We start from the raw sequence: 15298 nt of genomic DNA on the forward strand, positions 1-15298 counted from the left end.
ATATCATGGCAACATGCGAGCCACAAAAACATCCAGAGATCGTGTACAATGATTTGTCTCGTCGAGATGTACGTTCGCTTATTTTCCACTTGCTATATGTTGCTGAGTCTTATGAATATTCAACTCCATTGCAATCGCTTGTTGATATGTTTAACCGTGGTTATAACCTTTCTATTCCTTTTAATTCTGAGGTGGTTACAATTGCTCAAGCAATTATTGATGCGCGTGATGAACTTGATAATACAATAATGCCACTTTTGATTAATTGGCGCTTTGAGCGTATTGGAGTTGTTACAAAGCTTATTTTGCGCTTCGCATTATGGGAGTTATCTCGAGGTGAGACTCCAAGCAACATTGTTATTAACGAAGCCATTGAACTTGCGAAATGCTTTGCTGAAAAAGATTCCTATAAATTTATTAATGGTGTTTTGGATAAAGCTGTGCAGCAACAAAATCCTCAAGAATAATTTCCGTATCTTTCCCAGAAATATTTTTTTATGTATTTATTACGTGTACCGTTTTTTCTATAAGTCTTGTCAAAAATTTTATATAGTAGGCTTTTTCTTGCCAAATTTGCTACAGTGAGACAAACAAGGGAGAAAAGTATGGAGAAGTATAGCTATATAATTGGTTGTATAAGCGTGTTATCTTTTTTTAATCTGCAAGCAAACGTATGGATGCCGGTATTATTTGCTGAGCCATGTTTTTATTCCATTTTTTCTATAGCTGCTTTACTCATTGGTTTTGGTATAGAGCTTTTTTTCATGAAATTTCTCATGTCAAACGTTGGTTTTTTTAAAATTGTTACTGGCACTTTTGTAATGAATTCGGGATCCGCGATAGTTGGTTTTTTGGGTGGAGTTGTTTTTCATTTTATGGCATGGTATGTCCGCAGTGCGGTTGAAATTTCTTTTGGTATTGGTACACCAGATATTCCTTTACCAGTATGGAATATTTTTTTATATGCATTACTTTTTCTTATCGCTATGATTGTATTAAATGTAATGGTTGAGGGGGTTATAGCTATTTGGCTCTTTCCTAAAATCAATCGTAATAAATTATTAAAATTGTTGTATCTATCAAATACTCTGTCTGTAGTATTAAGCATTAGTATTATGAGCTTTAAAATTGTAACTGGCAGATTGCCAGCCGATACAATGCAACAAACTTTTGAGAAAATGGAGCAAGAAGATATTAGAAATTATTGATATGCTTTAAATGTAAAAAAATAAATATAAAAAAAGAGCTGGAATAATTTATTCCAGCTCTTTTTTTATATTTATTGTACGTTTTTGGATTCGCATTGAACATAGTTATTGTTTCACCAAATCAGGAAAAAACATACTTAATTCTTGTTGTGCTGTTTCTGGTGCATCAGAGCCATGTACTGCATTTATGCCAACATCAGTACCAAATGCATGACGAATGGTTCCTTCAGGTGCCTGTTTTGAATCTGTCGGTCCCATAAGTTTACGCCAATCTGCAATTGCGTTATCTTTTTCTAGTGCCATAACAATAACTGGGCCTGAAGTTATAAATTCAACGAGTTCGCCAAAAAATGGACGATCTTTGTGAATTGCGTAGAAGTTTTCTGCATCTTCTTTGCGCAATCTGCCTTTGAGCATGCGAACAATATCAAAACCTTTTTCTTCTATCATAGTGATGATTTTACCAGTATTTTTTTCACCAACTGCATCTGGTTTTATCATTGCAAAAGTTATTTCTTTCATAGCAAAATTCCTATCGAAGGAGATTATTCTGTGTCGCTATTATCTTCTTGTCGTGCAGCGTGTTTTTCTAGTTCCATTTGCAACAGACTTTTCGGTTTTGCAGCTGCTTTCTGTTTTTCAGGTTTACGTTGTTGCGGGCGCTGTTGTTTTATAACCTTTTCTTTTTTCGTTTCTGTAAGGTTTAAGCTTAAGCCGAGCTTACGATCTTCCTTATTAACATTGATCACACGCGCTTCTACTTGTTGACCAACTTTGAGTATATCTTCTACTTTTTCAACATTACGATCTTGAGATAACTCAGAGATATGTATCAAACCTTCTACTCCCAGTGCGAGTTTTACAAATGCACCAAAGTTAGTGATTTTTGAAACTTCACCAGTAATGATTTTTCCAACAGGATATTCCTTCTCAATGCCTTCCCATGGATCTTGAGAAAGTTGTTTAATGCCAAGAGATACTTTTTTATTCTCAACATCAACTATTAATACAATAGCCTCAACCTCATCACCCTTTTTGTAGCGATCTGCTGGATGCTCAATATGCTCAGTCCATGAAAGATCAGAAATGTGAACAAGGCCGTCTATGCCAGGTAACAATTGTACAAAAATACCAAAGTCAGTAATGTTACTGATAGTTCCTTTGATTTTTTGACCAACTGTAAATTGTTCTGCAACAGATTCCCATGGATTTTTTGCAAGCTGTTTGATACTTAATGACATGCGTCTATTTTCAACATCGAGAGAAACAACTAACACTTCAATTGTCTGGCCAACTTTAAACTTATGTGCCAAATCATTGATGCGATTTGTCCATGAAATCTCAGAAATATGTACTAATCCTTCAACACCTTTTGCAATTTCTACAAAAAGACCATAATCAGTAATACTTGAAATTGTTCCCTTAATTCTATCGCCTACTTTATAAACTTCAGCAATTTTCTGCCATGGATTTTCTTCAAGTTGCTTCAAGCCTAGAGATATTTTCTCATTATCTTTATCAAAGGAGAGTACTTTTACGGTAATGCTGTCGCCGAGTTTTACTAATTCGTTTGGATGGGAAATGCGGCCCCAAGTCATATCTGTAATATGAAGCAAGCCATCCACACCACCAATATCGATAAACACACCGTAGTTAGTAATATTTTTAACGATTCCTTGAATTACTTGGCCTTCACTGAGTGTATCAAGCACTTTTTTACGTGATTCAGAACGTTGTTCTGATAAGAACTTCCGGCGAGAGATAATAACGTTACCACGCTTTTTATTAAGTTTAATAATATTGGCAGTAATTGTTTGCCCAACATATTGATCAAAATCAGATACACGTTGTAGGTCAATTTGTGATCCTGGCAAGAACGCAGGAATACCAATATCAACGTTTAAACCACCTTTAACTTTATGAGTAACAGTACCGTCTACAGGTTTACCTTCTTCATGTAATTTAGTAATCTCATCCCACGCACGCATTGCTTTTGCTTTTTCGTATGAGAGAATTACATTACCCTGAACATCTTCAAGTTCATCAAGAATGACTTCTATATCGTCGCCTACTTTAAATTTTTCAAGCTCATGTGGTCCAAATTCATAACGAGGTACAAGGCCGTCGGATTTGTAATCGATATTAACCAAAATGCCGTCTTGATCTATACGAGCAATGGTGCCGACTATTAATTTTCCCGGTACAAAACGATCGAATATACCTTCATATAATACACTCAATTCATCTAATTGCTCTTTGCTGAGTGTAAGGTTTTCATCCGTAATTTGTGTGTGGTTATTTACCCTAGCAAACTGTTCTGGCCTGATACATTCTTTTGACATAAAGGGAAATCCTGTAGAGTCTTCTTAGCATGATAAAGATGTAGAATCTTTTATTAGTAAATAATCTAAGAAGGGATTAAAGGGTTAAACTCATATAATTTATCTTTTCTAGAGTAACATACTATATATAGATTGACAAATAGTGTGCTAGTTCAGTACATGTGAGATACTTGAGACCAAGCGTCTTTATGGCCAAATTTTAAATAACCATATTAAAGCTTATTTCTATTTGACAACGATACAGATGGGTGCTAATATATAATATAAATTTAGAGGTATTTTTACCTCAAAAAAATAATTATATTTTCAGATAGGATAAAGGGTGATAATGAAAAAATACCTTTTAGTTTGTGCTTTACTGTTGAATATAGTTGCAGTATCCAAAATGCAACCATCAGCACGTCCAACAAAGATGGAGTTCTGTCTGTAGAAAGTGTTTATTCATTTGCCACTTTCAATGCTTTACAAAAAATATGTAAAACCAACATGTTTTGATTCTAAAAAGCCTATTACTTTAGACACTCGCTATGGCATGATAACGTTACCCATTAGTCCTCGTAATATCTCGAGTCATTTTTTTGAAAATATTGCTATGCATTGTATATATAGATTTTTCTTGGTTTCCCACAACGATCTGTGTCGGATGACACAGTATTGTGGTGCATTTTCTACATTACTTGATAATGTACCATTCATTAAAGTAATGAGGTATATGCATACGCGTCAGCAAAAAAACCCTTCTTTTTTTCATGAACAAGTCATAAAAACACCTCTTTATATACAGGCTTTCAACGTAATTAATATTGCTGGAAGCAAAGTTTCTATGGATTTAGGTGAAAGACTGGCAAAAAAATATGGTGTTATCAACGCAGCTGAAAAATATTTAGGAACTATAGGAAAAATAGCTGCGAAAAAACTTTCTTGCACAATCGGTTCAGCGCTTTATTCAATAATCGTGGGTACTGCATGTACATGCTTTGATAAAGACTGGAATGTACAAAAACCATCTTTACCTGATATTCCTATGTTTGGTATTTCCAATAAAGAAAGACGTTATAATCCAGAGATAGGATGTACTATCGACATAGATTATAGACCAAAAAAAACGTGGTTGGAGACCATTGCTGCAAGTATCAATCTGAAATTTTTTTTTTACTTCAATCGCATAACGAGTAAAAATTCTAACTAGCTCAAATACCCAATATAAAAGGAATTTTTTAATTCTTTTATATTTAAACCAAATTTAGAAGAATTTTATTTCCATTTTATGCTTGGGTGAGGATGCGTTTTTTGAGATATATACTCTTGGTAAAGAATAGTTTTAAAGAGCGCTTGAGCGGTAGAAAGAATACTTTTCAGGGCTAAAACAACAATCATAGTACCAAGCTCAAAATGAACAAAGCGGGGGTAAACATTAGCAAAAACAATTGGTGGAGTGATTACTAATATCATGATTAAACCGAGCCAGAATTGGCCACCTAGCACCTTAAAAAAAAGCGTTCTAACAAGTGAACCAGAGCGTAAAATAATGGTAAAAATATTTGTATGAACTTCAAAAACAATCACTTGCATCACAAAAAACGTAAGTAAGAACCAACTTATAGCAATCAATATAGATATAAGGGTAAGTGGTGTTGTTAATTGCTCAATAGACTCTATAAGATCAGTTCTTTTTTGTTGTATCAATATGCCGGCCATTGAGATAAGAGCCCACATACCAATCATATAGTAATGAGCGACGCTTGCTCGTATGCTTATAAGAAGCGTTGTAGGTATTTTTTCTAATATTTTTTTAGCATGCCAAACAAGTGCAACATTAAAAAGTGTTGTTATAAAAAGAGTACAAAATAGGATTGCCATTTTTCCTAAAAAACGAAACCAATCAGGTGTACTTATAAGCCGTTCTGTTATGTTGGCTATATTGGATAGAATTCCTGGATAGTGTTGACTACTTACACTAAAAAGTAATGCATTATAAAAAACAAGGAGCAAAAAAATACTAGCAATTGCCAAAACTCCTAAGTATAAAAGTAATGTTTTTTGTTGCCAAATCATGCTTATGCTGTCTGCGGCATGTTGAAGGCCTTTTTTAAAATCTTTTACTCTGTGCATCCAAATACTCCTTTTCTTGCTTTCTTTCTGTATTTTTGGTGCTTTAGCTCTGCATTCTTTTATACTTTTAGGTGTAGCAGGTTGCCTTTTTATTCGCAATATCTTTTATATAAACAGTCAAAAACAATTTTGCTCCAGTTTTCTAGGTTATCATATTGTTCTTTGCATTTTTCTAGCGTAACGAGTTTTCCGTTTTGCAATTCTGATTTGATTGCAATATTAGGAGAGTCTCCGCTCAATAAAAGTACTAAGCCAATATGTACTTTGCCAACATCGTTAGAGTCATCATTCAAAATACCGAGTGGCTTGATGGTACAATTGCCGTTGTATGTAATTTCCTCATGGAACTCTCGTTTGGCCCAATCAAAAATAGTCTTACCTACCATATCTTTTTCTTGCATATGTCCACCGATGCCCAAAGAAAATTTGCTTTTTAGGCGTTCTTCTGAAGCGGTATCGCTGCGTTGCATTAAGAAATAATGATTATCATATTCAAAAACAAGATAGGGAATAATTTGCTTATATGTTGGATCATGTTCCATAGCTTTACGGGGCAAAAACTCTTTGTATTTTTTGATGATCGTCAAATAGTGATCAAGGTTTTCAGCATTAATACCGTGCCAACTGTGTTCTGCTAAAAGTGTGTTTCTTTTTACTACGAGAATATGTTCTTCATATTTTTGTTGTATAGGAGTACTTGATGCTATTTTTTGTTGATTCATAAGGTTTCCTTTAGATTTATTGCAAAGATGGCATATGCTTAACATCATACCTTACTGTATCATATAGATAAGGGTGTGTATTGATGTAAGATACACGCTGCATAAAAAGTAAAAATACTGATAATGCTTTTTGTTAAGTGTCTTTTGTGTTACGATACCCTACAAGTGTACATATCGAAAACCGTTATCATGAGGTCGCACATGAAGTATGATGTAAAAAGCATAGAAGAAAAGTGGCGCAATGAGTGGAAGCACAATCCACCAGCGCAAACCAAATCAGTTGGTTCAGGAAAAAAATTCTATTGCTTAGACATGTTCCCATATCCGTCTGGAACGGGATTGCACGTTGGGCACTGGCGTGGTTATGTGTTATCTGATATTTATGCGCGTATTAAGTGGTTGCAAGGGTACAATGTTCTTCACCCAATGGGGTGGGATGCTTTTGGACTTCCTGCAGAGAATGATGCGATAAAACGCGGTATTCATCCAGCGACTTCTACAGCTCACAATATTGCAAACTTTAAGCGGCAATTAGCATATATTGGTGCCATTTATGATTGGTCAAAAGAGATAAATACCACTAATTCAGATTATTATAAGTGGACACAATGGATTTTTTTGCAAATATATAAGGCTGGTCTAGCATATGAAGATCACACGCCAATTAATTGGTGTCCATCATGTTTGACTGGTTTGGCAAATGAAGAAGTGATTAATGGCGGCTGTGAGCGATGCGATACTGTTGTTGTACCAAAAAAAATAAGGCAATGGGTATTAAAAATTACACAGTATGCAAAAAAATTACTTGATGGTTTGGATACACTCGAATGGCCAGAAAAAGTAAAGTTGATGCAAAAAAATTGGATTGGAAAAAGTGAGGGACTGATTTTTACTGCACCAGTAAAAGATACTAATTTAACTATTCAAACATTTTCTACGCATTTTGAAACATTTGTAGCCGATACGTTTGTGGTTATTGCGCCAGATCACCCATTTTTACCCCAATTGCTTGAGGGTATTCCACATAAAGCTGATATTCTGGCATTTTGTGATGAGATTATTAATGCACGTATGCAGGAGCATTATGATGAGCATGACATTAAAGGAATTTTTACTGGTAGATATATAGAAGATCCAGTTAGTGGCAATGATTTACCGATTTGGGTAGCAAGTTTTGCACTTGCTGATTACGGAACGGGAATGGTGAAATGTTCTGCACACGATGAACGTGATTTTAAGTTTGCAAAAAAATATGATATTCCCCTTAACACAGTTCTTTTTCCAGCAGATGATTCAGAGCGTGCACAGCGTATAAAAAACCTTGAAGAATGTTATATCGATATGCAAAATGGTATTTTAACTGCACCGTCAGAGTTTGCTGGCAACAGAGGTAAAGATGTGCGAGAACATATTATCACGTATTGCGAGCAAAAAGGCTTTGCCCAACGGCATACAACGTATCGTTTACGTGATTGGATTTTTTCTCGTCAACGCTATTGGGGTGAACCGATTCCATTGGTTCATTGTAATACATGTGGTGTTGTGCCGGTTCCAGAAAATCAATTACCAATTAAACTTCCTGAGGTAAAAAAATATCAGCCAACAGGAACAGGAGAATCTCCACTTACTACTGTTATTGAGTGGGTTAATACAACATGTCCGCAGTGTAATGGACATGCAAAACGAGAAACAAATACAATGCCGCAATGGGCTGGTTCGTGTTGGTATTTTTTGCGATATCCAAGTCCGCAACTTCCAGATAAACCATTTACTCAAGAGGATATGAACTATTGGTTGCCGGTTGATTTATATATTGGCGGTGTGGAGCATGCAATTTTACATTTGTTGTATGCACGATTCTATACAAAAGTATTGTACGATTTAGGGCATATACCATTTGATGAGCCATTTAAAAACTTGTTTAATCAAGGTATGGTTCTGAAATATTCAGAAAAAAGTGGTCTCGTAGAAAAAATGTCTAAATCAAAAGGTAATACGGTTAACCCAGACGTTATTGTAGAACAGCACGGTACTGATGTATTGCGAATGTACATGATGTTTATGGGGCCACCAGAGCTTGATTGTGAATGGCAAGATGCGGGCTTACTTGGTATTAAACGATTTGTAAATCGTTTTTGGGATTTTTGTTCTGATACAAAAAATATTGTTGATGGACAAGAAGATAAAAATGTTACGCAACGCGTGCATAAATTCATTAAGGAGTTTCAAGAGAGGATTGATCGTTTTAAGCCAAATACAGCAATTTCTGCTGCTATGGAATTGCTCAATGATGTTACTGCAGTATCAATGAGAATAAGTAAAAATTCTCTTGAAAGTATTTTAGTTTGTTTTTCTGTTCTTGCACCACACATGGCAAGTGAGTTGTTAGAACGTATGTGCAGCAAGAGGTTAGATGATTGCCAATGGCCAACGTATGATCCGGCATTTCTTGTTACACAAGAAATAAAAATAGTGATACAAGTTAACGGCCGTGTACGAGCAACACTTTTGGTTGCTGCTGATGCAATACAACAAGAGGTTGAACCATTGGCAAGAAAAGAGGCTGCAAAGTGGCTTGAAGGGAAAAGAGTTAAAAAAGTAATATTTGTTTCTAACAAATTGATTAGTTTTGTTATCTCCTAACATACTTTTTAAGTATTACAACAGGAAAGAGATACTATGATAAAGAAAATATTACTATTATTTTTCATTATCACATAAATCTCTTGAGCTAGAAGTTCTTGTAACACAAGAATAAAAAGTGTGTCATTAGTTGTAACGAAGTTTCTATTTTATATAATATACAATGTTGTTATAGACGTGCTACTTAGAAAGTATGGGCCCTGGTTGTAGAAGCTGGGGTTTTTTTAATTAATACCATTGTACAATGTACTTACAGTGTGTTATGCTAAAATCAGTTAATTTGAATCTGAATAGGTAATCATGGTTAAAAAATTATCTAAATACGGTAATAGTCTTGCACTCATTATTGATAAGCCAATTTTGGATCTCCTGAATATTACTGCTCAAACAGTGCTTGAAATTACTACTGATGGTACAAACATTACAATTAGGCCGGTAAAAAAGGGCAAAAAAAGGGATGATAAGGACCAAAAAATAATGAAAGCAGTAAAAAAAATAATGGATCGGTATGCTGATGATTTGCAAAAGCTAGCTGATGAATAACATAGAGTTTTTGCTGATACAGCACGTTATTGCAATTCACCGTGAGCAAATAAATTGTTTTGGTGGTATTCATGGTGTTCGCGATGTTGGCTTACTCAACTCTGCTATTGCAATGTCGCAAGCGACGTTTGATGGCCAGTATTTACATGATGATATTTTCAAGATGTCTGCTGCATACATGTTCCATATTATTAAAAATCACCCATTCCTTGATGGTAATAAGCGCACTGGGATTATTACTGGTCTTACATTCTTGGAAATAAATAATGTTGAAGTAATTAAACCAAAAGATTATTTCTATAAAATGGGTGTAGATATTGCATGTTCAAATATTGATAAAGATACTATTTCTCGTATGCTACACGATGTGGTAGGTAACTAATACTTTAACCAAATAATTTAAGGCCCTGGTTGTAAAAGCTGGGGATTTTGTGTTATACTTTGCCAAGCTTTTCCAAGCGTCACAAAATAACAAAAAGAGGATGTTATGTTAAAGAAACTATTACTGACTGGTCTTTTGTTAACAAGTGGTGCATTACTTGCAGCAGGGCGTATAGAGGTTATGCGTTTTGGTAAGGAGATTCAGTATGCTACCTTAGAAAAAGGGGCTAGTGAAACATTTCATTACAATGACGGTATTATTATTACAGTTACCACAATAGATGAAGAAGAAAACGGTGTTATTGCTCGAGTAACTGCTGCTGTTGGTAGTGCTGATTTTTATACGACTGAAGAAGTTGTTGCATGGGATGGGGTTTTGACTATTGCAGAGCCACAATCTGATGAAGTTATTACTATTACCTTTTCACAAGTAAAAGACAGCGAATAAAACATTGTAGAGAAAAAGAGCAGTGATGCGTACGTTGTATTATGCGTGCGTTATATTGAAAGAAAAAAGTGACGCTTGGAAAAGCTGTTCTATTTGTGCTTAATTATTCTGTATTAATAAAATATATCTAAACTTTTTTTACTCTTGTTCTGCTGGTTTGTGTGGCAGAATTTGTTGAAAATACATCTATTGCATGACAAATGCACGTGTTTGTATGATGGCAATGCGTGGCATAACAAAAGGTCAAGATGTGTTAGTTAAGTATATTAAAGTTGGCAAGTATAAAGTGCGCTTGACGAATCAATATTTTGCACTTTTTACAGGCTCTTCAAATACCTTTAAAAAAATAATTATCACCAAAGGTGAACTGATTGATTATTACTATCGGATAGCGCTAACTATGTTGCCACACATAGAAGATAGACTGTTGACGATGCACCGATTTCCTGCAGGAATACAAGAAAAAGGTTTTTTCCAGAAGGATGTTTCAGATTATTTTCCATCATGGATACAAAGAAAAGCTGTTAAAAAAAAAACTAATGGTATAGTGCGGTATGCTGTATGCAATAATGCAGCAACATTGGTATACCTTGCCAACCAAGGATGTATCACTATGCATATTGGTTTACATAAAATTGATAAAATGCAGTGTCCAGACCGTATGATTTTTGATCTTGACCCTTCAAAAAAAGACTTTGCAGTGGTAAAAAAAATAGCCAAGCAATTGCGAGTGTTGCTTGAAGATACATTAGGTTTGCCAACCTTTGTTATGACTACCGGATCACGCGGTTTGCATGTGGTAGTACCGCTAAAGCGAGTGCATACGTTTGAATATACAAAACAATTTGCTCGTTCATGTGCTGAAGTGCTGGTAGCACGTAATATGAAGATATTAACATTAGAAATGCGCAAGAATAAGCGTAAAGATCGTATTTTTATTGATGTATTACGTAATAGTTTTGGGCAGACTAGTGTTGCACCATATTCTGTGCGTGCAAAGCCTGGTGCACCAATTGCCACACCACTGCTCTGGCAAGAAATTGGACGATTAAAAAATGCACAGCAGTATCATATAAAAAATATATTCCGACGTTTGAGTGCTCAAAGCGATCCGTGGCAGGATATTGATAAAAAAGCGTGTTCATTAAAAAAAGCGTATAAAAAACTACAAAAAATGTTATAAAATGATATGCATTATCTAGCACACAATAAAGGAAAAGATATGAGATTATTTTTAGATACTGCTGATGTGCAGAGTATTAAAAAATATATTGATACTGGTTTAATAGACGGCGTAACAACTAATCCAAGTTTGTTGGCAAAAGCAGGTAGTGATCCTAAAAAGCAGATTACCGAAATTGTTACCTTATTGCCTGACGGAGAGATTAGTGTAGAAGTGACAGAAAAATCTCCAGAAGCGGTGTATAAGCAAGCGAAAGTAATTGCCGGGCTTGCGCACAACATTGTGGTAAAAATTCCGTGTCACATTGATTACTATTCAATTATCAATCGTTTGGCAAAAGAAGGAATAAAACTAAATATTACGCTAGTCTTTACTCTGGTTCAAGGCTTGATGATGTGCAAACTTGGGGTTCATTGTATTTCTCCTTTTTTGGGTCGATTGGATGATATCGATGTTGATGGTGCTTCACTGCTGCATGAAATGCGACAGATAATTGATGAATACGGATTTGCGACACAAATTTTAGCTGCTTCAATTCGTCATGTGCGGCATTTTCATGATTCAATCATGGCTGGAGCTGATATTGCAACACTCCCTATTTCAGTATTTGAAAAAGCAGCTACACATGTACTTACTCATCAAGGCATTCAACTATTTGATGCTGATTGGAAAAAGCTCGGTATTAAGCAGTTTCCTTAATTGTATTCTAAGAAGCCGGTTGGCTTTTGATATTCCTTTTTAACACTACACTATTGCTAAGTTTTTTGCACCCGCATTGGATTCTATTGATAAATATTCGCACATTATTGACTGCTTTTTGTTGCAAATGGTAAGATATTAATAGGGTTAATAGAAAAATAAAATCTAATTACAAAGGATAATGTAATGAAAAAAGGTATTTTTAATTCCTTGTACGGTGTTATTGCTTTAATTTTGAGTGTTGGTGCGATGCAAGCAGCAGTGGGTGGTAACTTGCATATTATAAATGATCTTGGGTATGAAGTGTACGCACAAAAGGTAATGGAAGAACGAAACCTTCAAAATCGTTCTTTTGTACCAGATACAATCTGGAGTTATTCGCCGGAGCAATTGGAGGATTTTGGTTTTCATATAGTTGTAATTGATACAGATCTTGGGACACTTTCAATAAAATATCCAGTTTCTCGATCTGATGAGGATGAGGGTGCTGTGATGACTGTTAAATTAAGTGAAATTGAAAATGCTGCGCGGACGCTACAAGGTCCGGAGGGGATAAGTAATCAGCCGGCAATGATTGGAGATATAGCTGTTTATTTAAGCAGGTAACGATTAATCACTATGGGATGTGTGACGAAGAGAAATAAAGACATAAAGGGTGGTACTGATGAAAAGTAGACAATTACTATGCGCAGCGCTAGCTCTTATCACTGTGTATTCTGCGCATGCATACAAAAAAGTATGTAAAAAAGAAAAATTTGGAATACGTAGTCGAATGCCATTTAAGGCAATAAAGCCTACATATTATTTTATAGATGCAGCATCACGAGAAAAGCTAAAAGCTTCAAAAAAAGAGGTACTCAAAGACGTTGTTGTTAACCGTTGTTATGTGCGCTTGATGCCTCAAGAGAATGCTTTTATTGTTGCAGAACTTGAAAAAATTGGTACAAAAAAGACGATTGATGAAGCATTAAAAGTAGCTCAGGCACAAGAGAAAGTTAAGCCAAAGCTGTCTGCAGCAGAAAAAGTTAGTGGCAATGCAAAAAAATCTGTACCAATTCAAGCATATTACAAAACCCTTATTAAAGTGCTTAGTGACTTTAAAAATACAAACATAAAACGGATTGTTGGTGTATTGATGCGTTTGAAAATAATGGATACTAAGTATCAAAATTTGAAAAATAAAACATGGTTTAATGCTGTGGTTCATAAAAATCTTGCGATATTAAAAGGAAAAAATAAGGCTTAAGAGGTAACATTGGAATCAGTAGAATAATATAATTAGGGAGTGGATTATGAAAAATAATATGAAAAAAGTAACGTTGGCTGTAGGGGTATTATTTATTGCTGGTGTTGTCAATTCGTATGACAAAGTGTGTAGAAAAGAGTCTCCATTTGCTCGTTCAGAAACACCATTTAGGAATAAAATAATTACGTATCATTGGTCTCAAGCACAGAAGATGCAAACTGTTAGAGTAGTAGATCCTACTATATGTTATGTGCACTTAAATCGAGCAGAGAGAAAAATAGTGTTGGAACATTTAAAAAAATATGAAGAAAGCATGGCTATTAATGAGGTATTGCAACAGATAATGGCAAGAGAAGTGGATGTTGCTGCCGGCGCAAGACGGCAAACAACTGAAAACTCAAGAGTAAGAGACACAATGCAAAAAGTATTGAAAGATTTTAGTGAGATGGGTGCAACAAATATTGGACACGTTTTAGACCATTTATCTGGTAAAAAGATATTTGTGCCGATGTTTGAATTTCATAAGCCAGTTGCAGGTCGTCCAGTTCCAATGACATACCAATTAGCGCCACAAGTAAAACCATCAGTTGATGATGAATCTACAGTGTATAAGCCAACGCGACAGATAAAACCTGCGTTTGTTAAGTAAGGAAAAATATGAAAACAAACAAAATAAGTATGTTTATTATAGCATATTTATTATGTGCAAGCTCAATGGTATTTGGTTATAGCAAGTGGTGTAGCTATGAAGACAATAAGGATACGGAGTTTTATGCGGGTAGAGCGAGCTACGGTTATATAAAAGATCATACTACACATACAGGGCAAAATTTTGTTTGTTATGTAAATCTTGAGCCTCGCGATAAGGTTACCATACAAAGTGTGCTGACCTTCATGAGTGGTAATACAAGTATTGAAATTGCCAAAAAAAAATTGCAGTATACGCCTGCTGCACAAACAGCGCTAAAAGTATTGCATCATTTTAGAAAATATAAAAATGCAAAAACGCTTGCTGATGTGTTGCATGAGCTTGGCATGAATACGTTAGAAGAAGAAAAAAGAAAACGTGAGAAAATTTTATATTAGCAAAAGGGTTTAGGAAAAAAGGGATTTAGTAATGTTTAAACGTGTAGGGGGTATAATGAAAGCAAAGTTAGCAATTTTATGTTTGCTTATGTTCACTGGTTTTACCTTTGGGCTCAAAGCGGTTGAGCGTTACTATGCGTCTACAACAACCATTATGCATTGTATGGATTATGATGAAGTCTATGATGCACGCGGTAATTTAAAGAATCCTCGTTGGTATATTCCGTTTGAAGAACGAATATTGACAGATCGAGAATATCTTGATGCGGTACTGGGTGGGCATGTTACAAGTTTAGTAAGCCGTCGTGGTGGTGAAAAAGAAGATAAATCGTTAAAGCGTGGTGTACCTACCATGCAATTTTCTCATCAATTTATCACAACACGCCCAAGTCAGACTATTTTAAAAAAGATGGGAAGTAAAGGTTTGATTCCTAAAGAACATACTGGCCCTATTGTCCAGGTGTGTCGTGTGTATCACATTATGGAGCCACAAGAATTAAATCAGATTATTGAGGGTGCGCCTGAGTCTATGCCAAAAGAAAAAATTCCTCTTGATGATATTTCAGACGATTTGAAAGAAGAGTTTGATTATAGTGATATGGACTTTGGAGGATCTCTTGAAGAAGAGGAAGAAGAGGAAGAAGAAGAAGAAGAAGAAGAAGAGGAAGAAGAAGAAGAAGAAGAA

The 15298-nt window shown here is 35.2% G+C and carries 18 protein-coding genes; 14 read left to right on the top strand and 4 right to left on the bottom strand.

Annotated elements, in window-relative coordinates:
* Positions 1-5: 5 nt before the first annotated feature.
* Both nusB and KC460_03760 read left to right on the top strand, forming a co-directional pair.
* Positions 6-467, top strand: a complete 462-nt coding sequence (nusB, locus tag KC460_03755; GenBank protein MCA9770455.1) for a transcription antitermination factor NusB — start codon at positions 6-8, stop codon at positions 465-467.
* Positions 468-605: 138 nt separating this feature from the next.
* A complete protein-coding gene (locus KC460_03760) occupies positions 606-1208 on the top strand; it encodes a hypothetical protein (GenBank protein ID MCA9770456.1) in 603 nt (200 codons plus the stop codon).
* Positions 1209-1313: 105 nt separating this feature from the next.
* On the opposite strand, the gene ndk is transcribed toward KC460_03760, so the two are convergent.
* Both ndk and KC460_03770 read right to left on the bottom strand, forming a co-directional pair.
* Entirely contained in the window at positions 1314-1730 is a 417-nt protein-coding gene (ndk, locus tag KC460_03765; protein MCA9770457.1) for a nucleoside-diphosphate kinase, read from the bottom strand.
* Between the two features lie 23 nt (positions 1731-1753).
* A complete protein-coding gene (locus KC460_03770) occupies positions 1754-3550 on the bottom strand; it encodes a 30S ribosomal protein S1 (protein ID MCA9770458.1) in 1797 nt (598 codons plus the stop codon).
* A 457-nt stretch (positions 3551-4007) separates the two neighbouring features.
* Between KC460_03770 and KC460_03775 the strand changes: the two genes are divergently transcribed.
* On the top strand, positions 4008-4739 hold the full coding sequence (locus tag KC460_03775; GenBank protein ID MCA9770459.1) for a hypothetical protein: 732 nt from the start codon (positions 4008-4010) through the stop codon (positions 4737-4739).
* 65 nt (positions 4740-4804) lie between these two features.
* On the opposite strand, the gene KC460_03780 is transcribed toward KC460_03775, so the two are convergent.
* Together KC460_03780 and KC460_03785 are read right to left on the bottom strand one after the other, a co-directional pair.
* Entirely contained in the window at positions 4805-5662 is an 858-nt protein-coding gene (locus KC460_03780; GenBank protein ID MCA9770460.1) for a hypothetical protein, read from the bottom strand.
* Positions 5663-5751: 89 nt separating this feature from the next.
* Positions 5752-6384, bottom strand: a complete 633-nt coding sequence (locus KC460_03785; protein MCA9770461.1) for a hypothetical protein — start codon at positions 6382-6384, stop codon at positions 5752-5754.
* 189 nt (positions 6385-6573) lie between these two features.
* Between KC460_03785 and KC460_03790 the strand changes: the two genes are divergently transcribed.
* The 11 genes from KC460_03790 to KC460_03840 form a co-directional block, all read left to right on the top strand.
* Positions 6574-9027: a leucine--tRNA ligase gene (locus KC460_03790; protein ID MCA9770462.1), complete on the top strand. Its 2454-nt coding sequence runs from the start codon at positions 6574-6576 to the stop codon at positions 9025-9027.
* Positions 9028-9327: 300 nt separating this feature from the next.
* The gene (locus KC460_03795) at positions 9328-9570 is read left to right on the top strand and encodes an AbrB/MazE/SpoVT family DNA-binding domain-containing protein (protein MCA9770463.1); all 243 of its coding nucleotides are present in this window, start codon (positions 9328-9330) and stop codon (positions 9568-9570) included.
* Positions 9563-9952: a type II toxin-antitoxin system death-on-curing family toxin gene (locus KC460_03800; protein MCA9770464.1), complete on the top strand. Its 390-nt coding sequence runs from the start codon at positions 9563-9565 to the stop codon at positions 9950-9952. The genes KC460_03795 and KC460_03800 overlap by 8 nt, the downstream gene beginning before the upstream one ends.
* Positions 9953-10057: 105 nt before the next feature.
* Positions 10058-10399 carry a hypothetical protein gene (locus KC460_03805; protein MCA9770465.1) on the top strand — a complete coding sequence of 114 codons (342 nt, stop codon included), beginning with the start codon at positions 10058-10060 and terminating at the stop codon, positions 10397-10399.
* Between the two features lie 223 nt (positions 10400-10622).
* The gene (gene ligD / locus KC460_03810; GenBank protein ID MCA9770466.1) at positions 10623-11582 is read left to right on the top strand and encodes a non-homologous end-joining DNA ligase; all 960 of its coding nucleotides are present in this window, start codon (positions 10623-10625) and stop codon (positions 11580-11582) included.
* A 39-nt stretch (positions 11583-11621) separates the two neighbouring features.
* Positions 11622-12281, top strand: coding sequence for a fructose-6-phosphate aldolase (locus KC460_03815; protein MCA9770467.1), 660 nt, complete (start codon positions 11622-11624; stop codon positions 12279-12281).
* Between the two features lie 186 nt (positions 12282-12467).
* Positions 12468-12887: a hypothetical protein gene (locus KC460_03820; GenBank protein MCA9770468.1), complete on the top strand. Its 420-nt coding sequence runs from the start codon at positions 12468-12470 to the stop codon at positions 12885-12887.
* 58 nt (positions 12888-12945) lie between these two features.
* Positions 12946-13527, top strand: a complete 582-nt coding sequence (locus KC460_03825) for a hypothetical protein (GenBank protein MCA9770469.1) — start codon at positions 12946-12948, stop codon at positions 13525-13527.
* A gap of 46 nt (positions 13528-13573) precedes the next feature.
* On the top strand, positions 13574-14176 hold the full coding sequence (locus tag KC460_03830; GenBank protein MCA9770470.1) for a hypothetical protein: 603 nt from the start codon (positions 13574-13576) through the stop codon (positions 14174-14176).
* Positions 14177-14184: 8 nt separating this feature from the next.
* Positions 14185-14613, top strand: a complete 429-nt coding sequence (locus tag KC460_03835; protein ID MCA9770471.1) for a hypothetical protein — start codon at positions 14185-14187, stop codon at positions 14611-14613.
* 55 nt (positions 14614-14668) lie between these two features.
* Positions 14669-15298 (top strand): hypothetical protein (locus KC460_03840; GenBank protein MCA9770472.1); only part of this gene is annotated, 630 nt, incomplete at its 3' end.

This window comes from Candidatus Dependentiae bacterium (assembly GCA_020431705.1).
Taxonomy (GTDB): domain Bacteria; phylum Babelota; class Babeliae; order Babelales; family Vermiphilaceae; genus JAGQHQ01.